The sequence below is a fragment of the Kitasatospora sp. NPDC023120 genome (assembly GCF_055560835.1).
Genome location: NZ_JBVHHY010000001.1, coordinates 117831 through 134711 on the forward strand (window position 1 = coordinate 117831; position 16881 = coordinate 134711).

Genomic DNA, 16881 nt, shown 5'->3' on the forward strand with positions numbered 1-16881 from the left:
GGTGGCGCGCATCGTACGCGCACACCCGAGCCCGGTGGCCGCGTTTCGGCACACCGGTCTCTCCCACACGGGCTGCTCGGCCAACTCTCCGCCGTCAGGGCGACGGTGCACGGCCGCTACGGTGAATCGGCAGCCACGTGAAGGTGAATTCTCGGCAACGCGCGGTCGATGCCTTGATCCAGCCCTTGGGGAGTGGCCTGGCCATGCGCTTACGCTGGCCACATGGACGTGAACGTGGCCGCCGCCGCTGCCTGCGCCATTGCCGGGCTCGGCGTCGGCCTCACCGCCTCCATCGCCTTCCGCTGGAGCGAGCGCGAGCAGGCCAGGGGCAGGTACAGCGGCACCGGCGGCAGGAACCACGGCCGGTACCAGGCACCGGCCACCGGCAACCCCGAGCCCCCGCTGCCGCCCGGGGTCGACACCGTGCTCTCCGTGCTGCGCTCCTGCGCGATCGTGCTGGGCGAGGGCGACGAGGTGGTCAAGGCCAGCTCGGCGGCGTACGCGATGGGCCTGGTGCGCGGCGGTGCGGTCGCGGTGGACCAGATGCTCGCGCTGGCCCGCGCCACCCGCCGGGACGGCGAGATCCGCCAGGTCGAGCTGGAGGTGCCCCGACCGGGCGCGGCCCGCGCGGCCGAGCCGCTCGCGGTCTCCGTACGGGTCGCCCCGCTGGGCTCCCGGCTGGTGCTGGTGCTGGTCGAGGACCAGACCGAGCGGCGCCGCGTGGAAGCCGTCCGCCGGGACTTCGTGGCCAACGTGAGCCATGAGCTCAAGACCCCGGTCGGCGCCCTGTCACTGCTCTCCGAGGCGGTCGTCGACGCGTCCGACGACCCGGAGGCGGTGCAGCGCTTCGCCGGCCGGATGCAGGTCGAGGCCGCCCGGCTGGCCAGCCTCGTCCAGGAGATCATCGACCTCTCCCGGGTCCAGGACGACCGCCTGATGGTCGATCCGGAGCCGGTCGCGGTGGACGAGCTGATCGCCGAGGCGATCGACCGCTGCCGCCAGCAGGCCGCCGCCAAGCAGATCCTCATCGCGGCGGGCGGCATCGCCGGCCTCTACCTGCACGGCAACCGCGGCCAGCTCGCCGCCGCGCTCGGCAACCTGGTCGAGAACGCCGTCAACTACAGCCCGCCCCGCACCCGGGTGGCGATCGCCACCCGCCGGATCTCCAGCGCCGCCGCGCTCGGCGAGGCGGACGGCGAGCTCATCGAGATCTCGGTCACCGACCAGGGCATCGGCATCTCCGAGAAGGACCGCGAGCGGGTCTTCGAACGCTTCTACCGCGTCGACCCGGCCCGCTCCCGGGCCACCGGCGGCACCGGCCTCGGCCTCTCCATCGTCAAGCACGTCGCCGCCTCGCACGGCGGCACCGTCTCGGTGTGGAGCGTCGAGGGGCAGGGTTCGACCTTCACCCTCCGCCTGCCCGCGGGACAGGCGCCCGCCGACGACGACGCCGACGACGACGTCGACGGGACCTACGACGAGCCGGACCACGTGCCGGACGCCGCCGGCCCCGCCGCGGCACCCCGAACCCTCACCACGGACCGCACGGACCGCAGGGACCGTACCGACCGTTCGCTCCCCGCCGGGGAGCGGGAACAACACCTGTCAGACACAACTTCTCAGCTTGCCCCGGAGGCCTGATCGTGACCCGAGTACTGGTGGTCGAGGACGAGGAGTCGTTCAGCGACGCCCTCTCGTACATGCTCCGCAAGGAGGGCTTCGAGGTGGCCGTCGCCGCCACCGGCCCCGACGCGCTGGAGCAGTTCGAACGCAACGGCGCGGACCTCGTCCTGCTCGACCTGATGCTGCCGGGCCTGCCCGGCACCGAGGTCTGCCGCCAGCTCCGGGTGCGGTCCAACGTCCCGGTGATCATGGTGACCGCCAAGGACAGCGAGATCGACAAGGTCGTCGGGCTGGAGATAGGCGCTGACGACTACGTGACCAAGCCGTACTCCACCCGCGAGTTGGTCGCCCGGATCCGCGCGGTGCTGCGCCGCCGCGGCGAGGACGGCGGCGCGGGCGAGAACGGCAACGGCCCGGGCGCCCTCGAGGCGGGACCGGTCCGGATGGACGTGGACCGCCACGTGGTGACGGTGGACGGCGCCAAGGTCGACCTGCCGCTCAAGGAGTTCGACCTGCTGGAGATGCTGCTGCGCAACGCCGGCCGGGTGCTCACCCGCATGCAGCTGATCGACCGGGTCTGGGGCGCGGACTACGTCGGCGACACCAAGACCCTGGACGTCCACGTGAAGCGCCTGCGGGCCAAGATCGAGCCGGACCCGGGCGCGCCGCGCTACCTGGTCACCGTCCGCGGCCTGGGCTACAAGTTCGAGCCGTAGACCGCGGGCACCCCGGGTGCGCGGAAGGCCCCCGCCGGCAGCAGCCGGAGGGGGCCTTCGCGTTGCTCCCGGCGGGCCCGGAGGCCCGCCGGAGGCGGGGTACGGCGGGGTGCGGCGTCAGTGCGCGGCCGGGGTGGCCGGGGCGGTGGTGCCGCCGACCGGGACGGTGGTGCCGGTGGCCGGGACGCCCGGGGTGGGGGTGGCACCGGGGGTGGTGGCACCCGCGGTCGGGGCGGCCGGGGTGGGGGAGGAGCTCTTGGCGGGCGTGGTGCTCGCCGACGGGGTCGGGCCGAAGCCCTTGTACAGGCCCTTGCCGTCCGGGCTCACGCCGGCCTGGGCCTCGACCTTCTGGCCGTCCTTGAAGGTGAAGGTGGTGGGCGCGAAGCCGCCGACGTGGACGGAGGCGTTGGCGACGCTCGCGGTCGGGTTGCCCTGGCCACCGATCGCGACCGAGCCGCCGGCCGGGATGACGATGCTCGCCAGCGGGGCGCCCGCGGCGTCCGCGAAGGTGGCGGCGGAGGTGTCGACGGTGACGGACTGGAGCTCCGCCGGGATGTCCGCGGTGTTCGCGATGTTCACGACCACGTTGGCGGGGCCCTTGTAGTCGCCGGAGGTGCCCTCTCCGGTGACGATCACGATGTTGTTGAGCCGAAGGTTCGTCCCGAGGGTTGCCGCCGCGTTGTCCGGCTTGATCTGCAGGGTGTCCGGCGTGTTGCCGGCGGCGCAGGAGGACAGCGAGGCGATGGCGATGGCGGCGATGGCGGCGATGCTGCCGCGTCGAAGGCTGCGGCTCACGGCGGCGGCTTCTCCTAGGTCACGTGTCGGTAGGTCAGGTCTCAGATTATCGACCTCACTTATGCGCTCCTCACGGGGTGGTCCCCGTGTCGCACTCCCGAGGGCCGCCGGGGGCCGTCCGGCGGTACACCCGCCATGTCCCGGTCACAGCGCGGACAAGCTTCGACCAAGATCGAATAACGATTGGGTCGCGACCGGAAAAGGGGTGAAAGCTCAAGATCCAATCATGGCTGCCGGGGTGTTGCGCAAGGGTTTCGTCGAACCCCGGAACCGCCTCCGACCTGCGGGAAGCCCCTCTCGAACACCGGTCGCAGCACGTGATGGGGGTGCTTGTCAAGCCCCGAGACCTGCCCTGACCTGCGAAAACGCCCTTCGGGTGCGCCGAGAAGCATGTTATTCTGGAAAGCCACGGAAGGGGTCCTGTCACATGACGTTCAAGGTTGGCGACACGGTGGTCTACCCCCATCACGGGGCCGCGCTGATCGAGGCCATCGAAACTCGCCAGATCAAAGGTGTGGACAAGACCTACCTGGTGCTCAAGGTGCAGCAGGGAGACCTGACGCTCCGCGTGCCCGCCGAGAACGCGGAGTTCGTCGGCGTGCGCGATGTAGTCGGCCAGGAGGGTCTGGACCGGGTCTTCGAGGTGCTGCGCGCACCGTACACGGAAGAGCCGACCAACTGGTCCCGTCGCTACAAGGCGAACCTGGAGAAGCTCGCCTCGGGCGACGTTATCAAGGTCGCCGAGGTTGTGCGCGACCTCTGGCGTCGCGAGCGCGAGCGCGGCCTCTCGGCCGGCGAGAAGCGGATGCTCGCGAAGGCGCGCCAGATCCTCGTCAGCGAGCTCGCGCTGGCGGAGAACACCAACGAGGACAAGGCGGAAACGCTGCTCGACGAGGTCCTCGCCTCGTAACGCACGCGTCACCGCATGCGGTCGGGCTGCCGCCCAACGCTCACAGCGCCCGGTGCCGGCGCGCCGCTCCTCGGACGAACCGTCCGGGAGTGGTGCAGTGGCACTTCGGGCGCTGAGGCGTGTCCGGACGACGCCCCCACCCGAGCCGGTCCGAGCCTGCCAGACCGTTTCCGCACCCGCATGTTCTGCGGGCTTCGCGGAGCTGTGCGGCGGGCAGTGGACCGTGGTTCTTCGGAAGGGGCCCGGTGCGCCCGCCGGGCACGCCATGGCCATACCCACTTCGCCGAAGGAGTGAAACCTGAACGCGTCAGGAGCAGTCGCAGCAGCAGTGGTGCCCGCCGCCGGACGCGGTGAGCGCCTGGGGCCCGGAGCCCCGAAGGCCCTGCGGGAGCTGGGCGGTGTGCCGCTCCTGGTGCACGCCGTCCGGGCCCTCGCCCGCAGTCGAGCCGTGGGCCTGGTCGTGGTCGCCGCACCCGCCGACGGGGTGGCCGAGGTGGCCGCCCTGCTGGACAGCCACGGGCTGGACGGCAAGGACGTCCGCGTGGTGGCCGGCGGCGCGACCCGCCAGGAGTCGGTGCGGCTGGGCCTGGCCGCGATCCCGGAGGACGTGGAGATCGTCCTGGTGCACGACGCGGCCCGCCCGCTCGTCCCGGTGGAGGTGGTGGACGCCGTCGCGGCCGCCGTCCGGGCCGGGGCGCGCGCCGTGGTGCCCGCGGTGCCGCTGGCCGACACCGTGAAGCGGGTCGAGCCGAACCCGGGCGGCCCCGAGCCGGTGCTCGACACGCCCGAGCGGTCCACCCTGCGCGCGGTGCAGACCCCGCAGGGCTTCGACCGGGCCGCCCTGGTCGAGGTGCACGCCAAGGCGCTGGCCGAGGAGAGCGCCGGCACCGCCGACGCGCCGCCGGTCACCGACGACGCCGGGCTGGTCGAGCGCTACGGCGGCCGGGTCGTCGTGGTTCCCGGCCACGAGGAGGCGTTCAAGGTCACCCGTCCGCTGGACCTCGTGCTCGCCGAGGCCGTACTCGCCCGCCGGAGGGCCGCCGATGCCTACTGACCCGCAGATTCCCGCCGACCCGTCGATCCCCGTGATCCCCCGGGTCGGGATCGGCACCGACGTGCACGCCTTCGAGGCCGGCCGCCCGCTCTGGGTGGCCGGGCTGGAGTGGCCGGACGCCGGGGTCGGGCTCTCCGGGCACTCGGACGCCGACGTGGCCGCGCACGCCGCCTGCGACGCGCTGTTCTCGGCCGCCGGGATCGGCGACCTGGGCGCGCACTTCGGCACCGACCGCCCGGAGTGGGCCGGCGCCTCCGGGGTGAAGCTGCTCGGCGAGGCGGCCCGGCTGGTCCGCGAGGCCGGCTTCGAGATCGGCAACATCGCCGTCCAGGTCATCGGCGTCCGGCCGAAGATCGGCAAGCGGCGGGCCGAGGCGCAGGCCGCGCTCTCGGAGGCGGCCGGCGCCCCGGTGTCCGTCTCCGGCACCACCACCGACGGGCTGGGCCTGACCGGCCGGGCGGAGGGCCTGGCCGCGATCGCCACCGCCCTGGTGTACGAGCGGCGTTGAGCCCGGGGGCGGCGTCGGGCCGGTGGGCCGGTGAGGTGAGCGGGCCGGGAAGAATCCGCGCCTGACGGGTGTTCATCGGGTGGTGCGAGGGCCCGGGTCGTTACTGTTCGGCTTCGGGCCCGCGCCGGGGGCTCCCGCTCGGGCCGTTACCGCCGCCGACGAGATGAGGTTCGCCAGATGACCGCCCAACTCTCCGACCGTGCCAAGGCGTTGATCGACGGCAAGAGCTTCGCCGTGGTCTCCACGATCCAGCCCGACGGCAGCCCCCAGTCCTCGGTGGTCTGGGTCAAGCGGGACGGCGACGACATCCTGTTCTCCACCGTCGAGGGCCGCCGCAAGCACCTCAACCTGGTGCGGGACCCGCGCGTCTCGATCCTGCTCAACCCGGCGGACAGCCCGTACGAGTACCTGGAGGCGCGCGGGGAGGTCACCATGACCACCGAGGGCGGCCGGGCGCTGATCGACGAGCTGGCCGCCAAGTACCGCGGGGTGGACAAGTACACCTGGGACGGCCCGGAGGACGTCCGGGTGATCGTGCGGCTCAGCCCGCGCAAGGTGGTCGGCAGCATCTGAGTCCGCCCGCGCAAGGTGGTCGGCAGCCTCAGGATCCATCCGCCCGTGACCTGCCGTTCCCCGGGATCACAACAGCGTTGTCCCGGGGAATGTGGCGGGGCACCCCCCGCCGCCCACTACGCTTGACGCTGTGAGCATTCGTCTGTACGACACCAGCACCCGCCAGGTACGCGACTTCGTCCCGCTTGTACCGGGTTGTGTCTCGATCTACCTGTGCGGCGCTACCGTCCAGTCGGCGCCTCACATCGGGCACATCCGGTCCGGGCTCAACTTCGACATCATGCAGCGGTGGTTCGCCTACCGCGGCTACCAGGTGACCTTCGCCCGGAACGTCACCGACATCGACGACAAGATCATCGCCAAGGAGCGCGAGCTCGGCACGCCGTGGTGGCAGATCGCCTACGAGAACGAGCGCGCGTTCAACGACGGCTACACCGCGCTCGGCTGCCTGGCGCCGACCGTCGAGCCGCGGGCCACCGGGCACATCCCCGAGATGATCGAGATGATGCAGAGGCTCATCGAGAAGGGCCACGCCTACGCCGCCGACGGCAACGTCTACTTCGACGTGAAGTCCTACCCGGACTACCTCGAGCTCTCCAACCAGAAGCTCGAGGACCTGCGCCAGCCGAGCGGCGAGGGCGAGACCGGCAAGCGGGACCAGCGCGACTTCGCGATGTGGAAGGCCACCAAGCCCGGCGAGCCGAGCTGGGAGACCCCGTGGGGCCGCGGCCGTCCGGGCTGGCACCTGGAGTGCTCGGCGATGGCCCACAAGTACCTGGGCGCGGCCTTCGACATCCACGGCGGCGGGCTGGACCTGATCTTCCCGCACCACGAGAACGAGATCGCCCAGTCCAAGGCCTACGGCGACGACTTCGCCAACTTCTGGGTGCACAACGCCTGGGTCACCATGGCCGGCGAGAAGATGAGCAAGTCGCTCGGCAACTCGGTGCTGGTCTCCGAGATGGTCCGGGCCTGGCGCCCGATCGTGCTCCGGTACTACCTGGCGGCCCCGCACTACCGCTCGATGATCGAGTACAGCGAGGAGTCGCTGCGCGAGGCCGAGGCCGGCTTCGGCCGGATCGAGGGCTTCGTCCAGCGCGCCGTCGAGCGCTGCGGCACGGTCGACGCGGCGCCCGAGGTGCCGCCGGCCTTCGCCGAGGCGATGGACGACGACTTCGGCGTGCCGCAGGCGCTGGCCGTCGTGCACACCGCCGTCCGCCAGGGCAACAGCGCCCTGAACGCGGACGACAAGGAGAGCGTGGTGGCGCGACTGGCCGAGGTCCGTGCGATGCTCGGAGTACTGGGCCTCGACCCGCTCGACCCGCACTGGGCCGGGACGGACCGCGGCGAGGACCTCCACGGTGTGGTCGACTCGCTCGTCCGACTGGTCCTGGACCAGCGGCAGGCAGCGCGCGAGCGCAAGGACTTCGCCACCGCGGATGCCATCCGCGACCAGCTCGGACTGTCCGGGCTGGCGATCGAGGACACCCCGTCCGGCCCCCGCTGGACGATCAACAGCCAGTAACCCCATCTGACGATCGGGGTGATGGGTGGGCCGTACCGGACCGGTGCGGCCCTCCCGCATGACGTACGCATGCCGTCGGCCGCCGCCGGACAGAGACCGGGGCGGCCAGGGCGTGCCGGACAGACAGGAAGTACAGCCATGGCCGGCAACAGCCAGCGCAGGAACCGCCGCAACCCCGGATCGAAGAAGGGTGCGTCTGTCGGTACCGGCGGGCACAGCCGGAAGGCGCTCCAGGGCAAGGGCCCGACCCCTCCCGGCGAGGAGCGCAAGGGCCACCCCAAGCAGCGGGCCGCCAACGCGGCGCTCAAGCGCGAGCGGGACGCCAAGGCCCGGGCCGGCATGCGCCGGGCCGGCGGCGGCGGTCGGGGCGGCCGCGGCGGCGCGGGCAGCGCCGAGCTGGTCTTCGGCCGCAACTCGGTGGTCGAGGCCCTGCAGGGCGACGTCCCGGCCACCGCGCTGTACGTCCAGCAGTTCATCGACACCGACGACCGCGTGCGCGACGCCTTCCAGGCCGCCAACGACCGCGGCATCCCGCTGATGGAGGCCCCGCGCCCGCAGCTGGACCAGATGACCGGCGGGCTCAACCACCAGGGCCTGGTGCTCCAGGTGCCGCCGTACGAGTACGCGCACCCCGAGGACCTGCTGGCGGACGCCGCCGACGCGGGCCAGGACGCGCTGATCATCGCGCTGGACGGGGTCACCGACTCGCGCAACCTCGGCGCCGTGGTCCGCTCCGCCGCCGCCTTCGGCGCGCACGGCGTGGTCATCCCCGAGCGTCGCGCGGCCGGCATGACCGCCGGTGCCTGGAAGACCTCCTCCGGCGCCGCGGCCCGACTGCCCGTCGCCCGGGCCACCAACCTGACCCGCGCCCTGGAGGCGTACCAGAAGGCCGGCCTGATGGTGGTCGGCCTGGCCGCCGACGGCGAGGCCGAGCTGGGCGACCTGGAGCTGCTGACCGGCCCGGTCGTGGTCGTCGCGGGCAGCGAGGGCAAGGGCCTGTCCCGGCTGGTCTCGGAGACCTGCGACATGCGGGTGCGGATCCCGATGTCCGGCCTGACCGAGTCGCTGAACGCCGGTGTCGCGGCGGGCATCGTGCTGTACGAGGCCGCCCGGCTGCGCGCCAAGCGCTGAGGCGGCTGCGGCGCGGTGACGTCCGCCGAGCGCTGAGCACGTCCGACGGGCGGGGCGCAGGCGGTCTTCCGAATTGTCCGCAGTCCGAGTGAAAGGCGATCGGGCCCGACCGGGTCCGATCGCTTTTTTCATGATCACTTCAAGTGTGCGCCGGACATCCACCCGGGAGAGTGTCCTAAGCGCCCGTCACCCGGTTAGACGGGCGTGGACACCAGAACACCTCGGCGCCCCCTGTTCGGCGGCGGCAGCACCGGGATAGACGCGGGCCCCGGTCTCAACACCGTCAAGGTGGAGTCGGACCCCGCGCGGCTCAGCAGCACCCAGGCGAGCTTCCGGCTCCGGCTCGGCGCGCCGGTGGCGCCGCTGATCGAGGCCCCGGCCGGACTGCTGTCCACCGGAGCCGCGTTCGGCGACCCGTACGCCAACCAGGGCCTGATCCGTCGTCCGCTGGTCACCCCGCAGGTCGTTGTCCCGGCCTCCGCCGTCCCGGCGCTCGCGGGTGCCGGGGCCGGTGGCGGGCCGCGCCGCAAGGGCCGGGTCACCACCGTCACCTGGACCGGCCAGGCACCCCCCGGGGACCTCGCGGCCACCCAGCTGCTGGAGGCGGTCCGCCAGGGCGGCGCCCCGGGGCGCGGTGGCATCGGCCTGGCCGAGGCGGAGACCCAGGTGATCCCGCCGCTCGCGGGCGCCCGGACCGTCCCGCGCCAGCCCCGCGAGGGCAGCGGCACCGCCACCGACGCGGGCGTCGGTCCGGTCGGCGAGCCGCACGGCTGGACCCCGAGCGGCGAGCTGCCCGAGGTCTCCGCCGTCGACGCCGAGGGCAAGCAGCCCTGGTACCCCGGCCGCCGCGTCGACCTCGGCCTGGTGCTGCTGCCGCTGCGCGCCGTCCTCGGCTCGCTCTCGGTCTACGCCGGGTTCAGCAAGCTCTGCGACCCGGTGTACTTCGACGGCGGCGAGCGCGGCTCGATGATGCGCTGGCTCTCCTCGCTGCACCCCTGGAAGGTCGCCGAGCCGCTGCTGGCCTTCGCCATGGCGCACCCGGTGGGCGCCGGTCTGGTGGTGTCCTTCACCGAGATCGTGGTCGGCGTGCTGACCGTCCTCGGCCTCTGGCAGCGGCTCGCGGCCGGGGCGGCGATGGCGCTCTCCGCCGCCCTGCTGTTCACCGTCAGCTGGCGGGCCGTACCGGTCTACGACACGCCCGACCTGATCTTCCTCGCGGCCTGGAGCCCGCTGCTGATCGCCGGGGCGCCGTTCGCCTCCCTGGACGGGCGGCTCAACCTGGAGGCCTGGCGGCGGTTCGGCGCCGACGCCTCCGGAGCGCTGCGCCGCCGGGTGCTGCGCCGGGGCGCCGTGGTCACCACGGTCGTCGTCGGCCTGACCCTGCTGCTCGGCTCGATGCTCGGCGCCGCCGTCCGCACCGGCGCCCGCGCACACCAGGCGCCGACCCGTCCGGCCACCGACTTCGGCACCCCGGTCTGGCCGTCCGGCAGCCCGTCCGGCGCCCCGGGGGGCAAGGGCCCGTCCACCTCGCCCTCGCCCGCCGCCCCGCGTCCGACCACCCCGACGCCGGGCGCCACCACACCGGCCTCCAAGCCGGCCACCCCGACCCCGAGCGGCAAGCACTCCGGCAAGTCGGAGACCGGGGCGGGTGCCTCCCCGGCCCCCGCCGCCCCGTCCGCCGGCTCGGGCGGCTCCGCGCCCGCCCAGCGCGGCACCCCGGGCCCCGGCGGCTCGGGCTCGGCGCCCAAGCCCAGCCCGCCCTCCGGCTCCGGGCTGCTCGGCGGGGTGCTGGGCAGCGCGCCGCTGGCCGACCTGTCCGGCGGGCGCTCCTCCTCCCGGCCGGGGGCCCCGACGGCGACCTGAGGGCGGCCCGAGGGCGGCCTCAGGGCTCAGGGAACGGCCTCAGGGCGCTGACACACCGGTCGGCCGGGTGCTCCGTGGGGGAGCACCCGGCCGACCGGCGTTCCGGTTGTCGCGGTGGCTGCCGGGGTGCGGTCCACTGCGGTGCGTTCTGCGGTGCGTTCTACTGCGGTGCGCGGCCCGTGGCGGCGGCGAGTTCCTTGGCGGCCTCGGTGAGGTCCTTGGCGGTGTCGATCGCGCGCCAGTACACGCCCTGCGGCAGCTGGTAGCCCGCCAGCCGCTTGCCGCGGGCGAGTTGGGGGAAGGTGGTGCGCTCGTGGTCGCCCACGTCCGGCAGCAGGTCGGCGAACTCCGGGCTGAACACGTACAGGCCGGCGTTGATCAGGAACGGCGAGGGCGGCGCCTCGATGAAGTCCAGCACGTTGCCGAACTGGTCGGTCTCGACGGCTCCCCACGGGATCCGCGGCCGGGCCAGCGCGAGCGTCGCGACGGCGTCCCGCTCGTGGTGGAAGGCGGCCATGTCGCGCAGGCTGAAGCGGGTCCAGATGTCCCCGTTGGTGGCGTACCACGGCTCGTCCGGGCGGGGCAGCGCCTTGGCCGCGTACTTGAGCCCGCCGCCGCGGCCGAGCGGCTCCGCCTCGACCACCGTGCGCACCCGCAGCGGCAGGTCCGCCTTGTCCAGCCACTCCTCCAGCACGTCGGCGAGGTGCCCGCAGGAGACGACGACGTCGGTGACGCCCTCGGAGGCGAGCCAGGCCAGCTGGTGGCCGAGGATCGGCGTGCCCGTCCCCGGGATCTCGACCAGCGGCTTCGGGCGGTCGTCCGTGTAGGGGCGCAGCCGGGAGCCCTGGCCGCCGGCCAGGATCACGGCCTGGGTGACGGGCGTCGAGGTCGGCCGGGGCTTCGCTGCGCTCTGGGGCTGCGTGGCGCTCTGGGGCTGCGAGAAGCCGGGGGACTGCTGGGAGTTGGGGGACGCGAGGTCGGCAGTGGGGCCGGAGTCAGCGGTCATGCCTGAACAATAGGCCCGCCGACCCGGCCGTGACCCGGGCTTGCGTCAGCCCACCACGCCCGCCGCGAACGCCCCGTCGCAGACCGGGCGGGCGAAAGAGCGGGCCCGCTGGACGTCGCCCTGGTACTTGCGCACCGCGGCCTTGCCCAACTCGGTGGCCAGCGAGGTGCAGTACGGCGTCAGGGACGGCTGCTCGCGCATCGAGCGCTCCAGCAGGTCCAGCGCGGCGGACGGGTTCTTCGCCCGCAACTCGTCCAGCAGGGCCACCCGCAGGGACTCCTGCGGGGCGAGCCCGTCGGCGGCCTTGGCCGCGGTGTCGGAGCGCCCGATCCCGGCGCCGTCGCCGCTGGACGCCGCCACGACCTGCTGGTCGAGCCCGGTCGGCGGGGCCCACGGGACCCGGGTCACGGCGAGGGTGCCGGTGGTCACCAGGACGACCGGCAGGGTCAGGGCGACGGTCTGGCCGATACGGCGCACAAGCTGCTTCACCCTCAGGAGAGTAGCGGTGGGTGCGGACCGGATCGCCCTCCGTTACACCATCGAGTGACAGGGTGTCCGGGTTTGTCCCCGCGCCGTGTTGACGCGGGGGTGTGCGGACGGAGCCCGCCGGACCGGGGAGGGTCCGACGGGCTCCGTCGTGTTCGTCAGCCGCGTGGGCTGCCGGGTCGGTCGCGTCGGCCGTATCAGCCGTGTCAGCCGCGTCAGTCGCAGACGCTCAGGCGCTTGCCGCTGCTGGTCGCGAAGACGTGGGTCTCGTTGGCGATCGGCACCACGTGGATGGTCTCGCCGCGGGCCGGGATCTGGCGGCCGGGCACGCGGACGACCAGCTCCTTGTCCTCGCCGCCGATCTTGGTGGTGCCGTAGACGAAGCCGTCCGAGCCGAGCTCCTCGACCACGTTCACGGTCACCGCGACGCCCTCGATGCCGCCCGTGGGGACGATCTCGAAGTGCTCGGGGCGGACGCCGACGGTCACCGTCTTGTCGGAGCCGGCGCCGACCAGGTTCTCGCGCGAGATGTTGACGACCGAGCCGCCGAACTTCACGCCGCCGTCCACCAGCGGCACCTCGACCAGGTTCATGGCCGGCGAGCCGATGAAGCCGGCCACGAACAGGTTGGCGGGCTTGTCGTACATGTTGCGCGGGGTGTCGACCTGCTGCAGGACGCCGTCCTTGAGCACCGCGACCCGGTCGCCCATGGTGAGCGCCTCGGTCTGGTCGTGGGTGACGTACACCGTGGTGATGCCCAGGCGGCGCTGCAGGCCGGCGATCTGGGTACGGGTCGAGACGCGGAGCTTGGCGTCCAGGTTCGACAGCGGCTCGTCCATCAGGAAGACCTGCGGCTGGCGGACGATCGCGCGGCCCATCGCGACGCGCTGGCGCTGACCGCCGGAGAGCGCCTTGGGCTTGCGGTCCAGGTACTCGGTGAGGTCGAGGATCTTCGCGGCCTCTTCGACCTTGGTGCGGATCTCCGACTTGTTCACGCCGGCGATCTTGAGCGCGAAGCCCATGTTCTCGGCGACGGTCATGTGCGGGTAGAGCGCGTAGTTCTGGAACACCATGGCGATGTCCCGGTCCTTCGGCGGCAGGTGGGTGACGTCCCGGTCACCGATGCGGATCGCGCCGGTGTTGACGTCCTCCAGGCCGGCCAGCATGCGCAGGCTGGTCGACTTGCCGCAGCCCGAGGGGCCGACCAGCACCAGGAACTCGCCGTCCGCGATCTCCAGGTCCAGGGCGTTCACCGAGGGCTTGTCCGCCCCGGGGTAGATGCGGGTCGCCTTGTCGTACGTGACAGAAGCCATGGTTGTTGCTCTCCTTCACCGGCAGGAACGTGCCGGACGATCCGAGTAAAGGGGGTGTGTTGCTTGCTCCGTCGCCCCGTCAATGGTCTGAACCACTAAACGAACCGACTCCCGGCGACGCTACCTCCGCTCCCGCGGCTTGTCAGCCCCCCACCGACTCGATTTCGGCATCGGTTCCATCACGCCCACCCGCCCCCCAACCCCCGGATATCCCACCACCCCGCCACCCGGGCCCGGTAGACTGCCCCCGGTGCCGCCGTGATCCGTCGCGGACGGCCACCGTGCCTCCTTAGCTCAGCTGGCCAGAGCACCGCTCTTGTAAAGCGGGGGTCGTCGGTTCGAACCCGACAGGGGGCTCCGGTGTCTAAGGGCCGGTCCGACGTGGTGTCGGGCCGGCCCTTCGGCGTTGGTGGGGGTGGGTTGGGGGGTCAGTCGGGTGGGAGGGTGAGGGTGGCGAGGGCGCCGCCGGTGGGGTGGTTGGTGAAGGTGAGGGTGGCGCCGATGACGCGGGTGTGGCCGGTGGCGATGGTGAGGCCGAGGCCGTGGCCGCGGCCGCGTTCGGGGATGTTGGTGCGGAAGCGCTGGGGGCCGTGGTGGAGGAGGTCGTCGGGGTAGCCGGGGCCGTGGTCGCGGACGGTGATGCGGTGGCCGTCGACGTGGAGGTGGACCGGGGCGGCGCCGTGGCGGTGGGCGTTGAGGATCAGGTTGCCGAGGATGCGGTCCAGTCGGCGCAGGTCGGTGCGGACCTGCCGGTCCTCGGTGACCTCGACGGTGACGTCCAGGCCGGTGAGGGAGACGGTGCGGCGCACCGCGCGTTCCAGGGGGACGGCGGAGAGGTCGGGGGACTCGGCGTCGGCGTCGAGGCGGGAGACCTCCAGGAGGTCCTCGACCAGGCCGCGCAGGGCTTGGACCCGGTTCCGGACCAGTTGGGTGGGGCGCCCGGGCGGCAGCAGTTCGGCGGCGGTGACCAGGCCGGTGAGCGGGGTGCGCAGCTCGTGGGCGACGTCCGCGGTGAAGCGCTGCTCGTCGGCCAGGCGGCGGTGCAGGGTACGGGACATCAGGTCGACGGCGGCGGCGAGCTCGGCGACCTCGTCCTTGCCGTCGACGAGTTCGCCGATCCGGGTGTCCGTCCCGCCGGCGGCGATGCCCCGGGCGGCGGTGGCGGCGGTGCGCAGGCGGCGGCTGATCCGGTCCGCGACGAGTACGCCGGCCAGCACGGTGGTGAAGACCGCGGCGACGACGGTGAGCAGGATGATCCGGTCCAGGTCGGCGATGGCCTGCCGGTCCTGGCCGAAGTCGACCCGGACGGAGAGCACCCCGTCCTGGACCGGGCAGGCCGCCCACATCCACTCGCCGTTCCCGTCGGTCGCGAGCAGCGAGCCCTGTCGGCCGCTCCGGGCGAGGGCGCGCAGCCGGTCGGGGAGGGCGGGGTCGTCCAGCGCGGCGCCCCGGCCGGCCACCTCGCGGTTGACGCCGTAACCGGTCAGGGTCGAGTCGAGGGCGGTGAGCGCGGCGGCGCGGGCCTGGTCGACGTGCTGACGGATCATCGCCTGGTGGACCAGCAGCCCGACGGCCACCGCGACCAGTACGGAGATGGCGGCGACGGCGGTGGCGATCTGGCGGCGCAGGGTCATGCCGGTCGCCGCAGCTTGTAGCCGAACCCGCGGACGGTCTCGATCCGGCCGGAGCCGATCTTGGCGCGCAGCCGCTGGACGTGGACGTCCACGACCCGGGTGTCGGCGCCCCACTCGTAGTCCCAGACCCGTTCGAGCAGGGTGGAGCGCTCCAGGACGATGCCGGGCGCGGCGGTGAACTCCAGCAGCAGCCGCAGTTCGGTGGGGGTGAGCGGGACGAGGCGGCCGTCCACCCGTACCTCCATGCTGTCGGTGTCCACCCGCAGGCCGTCGAAGCTGCGCACGGCGGGGGTGGGAGCGGGCTGCGGAAGCGGTGGGGCCGCCGGTAGCTGCGCGGCCTCCGGAAGCGGCGGGGAGTCGGGCGGCGGCGGGACGACGCGGACGCGGCGCAGCACCGTACGGATCCGGGCGACCAGGACGGCGCTCTCGAAGGGCTTGACGACGTAGTCGTCCGCGCCGGCCTCCAGACCGGAGACCACGTCCACCGGGTCGGTGCGCGCCGACATCATCAGGATCGGCAGCTGGCTCTCCTCGCGGATCCGGCGGCACAGGCCGACCCCGTCGAGCAGCGGCAGCATGACGTCCAGCAGGAGCAGGTCGGGCCGGACGGCGTGGAAGGCCTCCAGCCCCTCCAGACCGTCGGCGGCCGTGGTGACCGGGAAGCCGTAGCGTTCCAGGGCCATCCGGGTGGCCTCGCGGATCACCTCGTCGTCCTCGACCAGGAGGATGTGCGGGTGGGCGGGGGCGGCAGGTGCGGCAGGGGTCGCGGGGGTCATCGCTTCGGCTCCGGGAACACGGCGGGGGCGGAGGGCTGCGGGGTGGGCCGGGGCGCCCGCGGCGAGGGGACGGCCGCGCCGGGGGCCGGTGCCGGTGATCCGACGGCGGATCCGGCGCCCGAGCCGGCGACGGGGGCACCGGTCGGCGGGGACTTGGGGACGGTGCCGGGCGGCGCCGCGGCGTCCGCGCCGGTGGGCGGCAGCACGCCGAGGCCCTCGTCCTTCCGCTCCAGCAGGACGAGCCTGACCCCGTCCCAGTGGTAGTGGCTGCTGGTCCGGACGTAGACACCGGTCGACTCGTACAGCCACAGGTCGGAGCCGATCGTCTCGGCGCTGAAGGTCCGTTGGACCTGCACCCGCAGGACGGGCAGGAGGCGGTCCTCGGTGAGGGCGAGGGTGTAGACGTGCAGCACCACCGGCCCGGGGGTGATGACGGTGGTGATCAGCGAGAGCCGCCCGTCCCCGGTGAGGTCACGGAACTCGGGGCTGCGGACCTCGCACCCGGCGCACGGGTCGAGCGCCTTCCGCTCCTCCTGGGTCACCGCCGGGTCCTTGGCGAGGACGGTGCGGACGTCGACCGCGGTGAGGTCGCGCCCGGGGACGGTCAGGTCCGGTACGGGCTGCGGCGCCTGGGTGGCGCCGCCGGTGGCGGTGGGCGACGGGCTCGGCAGCGGCGGCGAGGTGGCCAGGTCGGGCCAGAGCGGCCGGGGGACGGGCGGTGGTGTGACGGCCCGGGCCGGGCCCTGGTCCCGCAGGTCGCCGGGGGCGGGCCGGCCGAAGGCCAGGGCGGCGAGGGCGAGCAGGACGACCAGACCGGCCAGGGCCGCCACGGGGACGGCGCCGGGCCGGCGGCGGGGTGGGGGTGTTGCTGCCGTTGCTGCCACGGTCGGTGCTCGTCCTCCTGGTCTGCGGCGGTTCGGCGGTTCGGCCATCCGGCCGTTCGGCGATGCGGCTGCGGCGATGAGTCG

The 16881-nt window shown here is 73.4% G+C and carries 16 protein-coding genes and 1 tRNA gene; 10 read left to right on the plus strand and 7 right to left on the minus strand.

The annotated features are described in order from the left end of the window. The first annotated feature begins 222 nt into the window (after positions 1-222). Both ACZ3TI_RS00620 and phoP read left to right on the plus strand, forming a co-directional pair. Entirely contained in the window at positions 223-1641 is a 1419-nt protein-coding gene (locus tag ACZ3TI_RS00620) for a sensor histidine kinase (protein ID WP_465721849.1), read from the plus strand. A gap of 2 nt (positions 1642-1643) precedes the next feature. Continuing rightward, positions 1644-2339: a two-component system response regulator PhoP gene (gene phoP / locus ACZ3TI_RS00625; RefSeq protein ID WP_189915892.1), complete on the plus strand. Its 696-nt coding sequence runs from the start codon at positions 1644-1646 to the stop codon at positions 2337-2339. Positions 2340-2456: 117 nt separating this feature from the next. On the opposite strand, the gene ACZ3TI_RS00630 is transcribed toward phoP, so the two are convergent. Then, the gene (locus tag ACZ3TI_RS00630; protein WP_465721851.1) at positions 2457-3134 is read right to left on the minus strand and encodes a DUF461 domain-containing protein; all 678 of its coding nucleotides are present in this window, start codon (positions 3132-3134) and stop codon (positions 2457-2459) included. Between the two features lie 427 nt (positions 3135-3561). Here ACZ3TI_RS00630 and ACZ3TI_RS00635 point away from each other — a divergent pair, with 427 nt between their 5' ends. From ACZ3TI_RS00635 to ACZ3TI_RS00665, 7 genes are all read left to right on the plus strand, one after another. Next, positions 3562-4044 (plus strand): CarD family transcriptional regulator, encoded by a 483-nt coding sequence (locus ACZ3TI_RS00635; protein ID WP_014136563.1) that lies wholly within the window; start codon positions 3562-3564, stop codon positions 4042-4044. Between the two features lie 328 nt (positions 4045-4372). Beyond that, positions 4373-5098, plus strand: a complete 726-nt coding sequence (ispD, locus tag ACZ3TI_RS00640; protein WP_465721853.1) for a 2-C-methyl-D-erythritol 4-phosphate cytidylyltransferase — start codon at positions 4373-4375, stop codon at positions 5096-5098. Next, on the plus strand, positions 5088-5606 hold the full coding sequence (ispF, locus tag ACZ3TI_RS00645; RefSeq protein WP_465721855.1) for a 2-C-methyl-D-erythritol 2,4-cyclodiphosphate synthase: 519 nt from the start codon (positions 5088-5090) through the stop codon (positions 5604-5606). The genes ispD and ispF overlap by 11 nt, the downstream gene beginning before the upstream one ends. Before the next feature lie 177 nt (positions 5607-5783). Continuing rightward, complete coding sequence (locus ACZ3TI_RS00650) at positions 5784-6179, plus strand: PPOX class F420-dependent oxidoreductase (RefSeq protein WP_465721857.1); 396 nt, start codon at positions 5784-5786, stop codon at positions 6177-6179. Between the two features lie 130 nt (positions 6180-6309). After that, complete coding sequence (cysS, locus tag ACZ3TI_RS00655) at positions 6310-7704, plus strand: cysteine--tRNA ligase (protein ID WP_465721859.1); 1395 nt, start codon at positions 6310-6312, stop codon at positions 7702-7704. Positions 7705-7842: 138 nt separating this feature from the next. Beyond that, entirely contained in the window at positions 7843-8835 is a 993-nt protein-coding gene (rlmB, locus tag ACZ3TI_RS00660; RefSeq protein ID WP_465721861.1) for a 23S rRNA (guanosine(2251)-2'-O)-methyltransferase RlmB, read from the plus strand. A 204-nt stretch (positions 8836-9039) separates the two neighbouring features. Next, positions 9040-10698: a DoxX family membrane protein gene (locus ACZ3TI_RS00665; RefSeq protein WP_465721863.1), complete on the plus strand. Its 1659-nt coding sequence runs from the start codon at positions 9040-9042 to the stop codon at positions 10696-10698. A 160-nt stretch (positions 10699-10858) separates the two neighbouring features. On the opposite strand, the gene ACZ3TI_RS00670 is transcribed toward ACZ3TI_RS00665, so the two are convergent. The 3 genes from ACZ3TI_RS00670 to ACZ3TI_RS00680 form a co-directional block, all read right to left on the minus strand. Then, positions 10859-11704, minus strand: coding sequence for a nucleotidyltransferase family protein (locus ACZ3TI_RS00670; protein ID WP_465721865.1), 846 nt, complete (start codon positions 11702-11704; stop codon positions 10859-10861). Positions 11705-11749: 45 nt separating this feature from the next. Further along, positions 11750-12193, minus strand: a complete 444-nt coding sequence (locus ACZ3TI_RS00675; protein ID WP_465721867.1) for a hypothetical protein — start codon at positions 12191-12193, stop codon at positions 11750-11752. Between the two features lie 212 nt (positions 12194-12405). Continuing rightward, positions 12406-13503, minus strand: a complete 1098-nt coding sequence (locus tag ACZ3TI_RS00680) for an ABC transporter ATP-binding protein (protein ID WP_465721869.1) — start codon at positions 13501-13503, stop codon at positions 12406-12408. Between the two features lie 283 nt (positions 13504-13786). Here ACZ3TI_RS00680 and ACZ3TI_RS00685 point away from each other — a divergent pair. Beyond that, a tRNA-Thr gene (locus ACZ3TI_RS00685) sits at positions 13787-13860 on the plus strand. A gap of 71 nt (positions 13861-13931) precedes the next feature. On the opposite strand, the gene ACZ3TI_RS00690 is transcribed toward ACZ3TI_RS00685, so the two are convergent. The 3 genes from ACZ3TI_RS00690 to ACZ3TI_RS00700 are packed head-to-tail and all read right to left on the minus strand — an operon-like array spanning position 13932 to position 16797. Further along, on the minus strand, positions 13932-15137 hold the full coding sequence (locus ACZ3TI_RS00690; RefSeq protein ID WP_465721871.1) for a sensor histidine kinase: 1206 nt from the start codon (positions 15135-15137) through the stop codon (positions 13932-13934). After that, a complete protein-coding gene (cseB, locus tag ACZ3TI_RS00695; RefSeq protein ID WP_465721873.1) occupies positions 15134-15913 on the minus strand; it encodes a two-component system response regulator CseB in 780 nt (259 codons plus the stop codon). Before cseB ends, ACZ3TI_RS00690 begins: the two co-directional genes overlap by 4 nt. Continuing rightward, positions 15910-16797, minus strand: coding sequence for a hypothetical protein (locus ACZ3TI_RS00700; protein ID WP_465721875.1), 888 nt, complete (start codon positions 16795-16797; stop codon positions 15910-15912). Before ACZ3TI_RS00700 ends, cseB begins: the two co-directional genes overlap by 4 nt. Positions 16798-16881 lie beyond the last annotated feature (84 nt).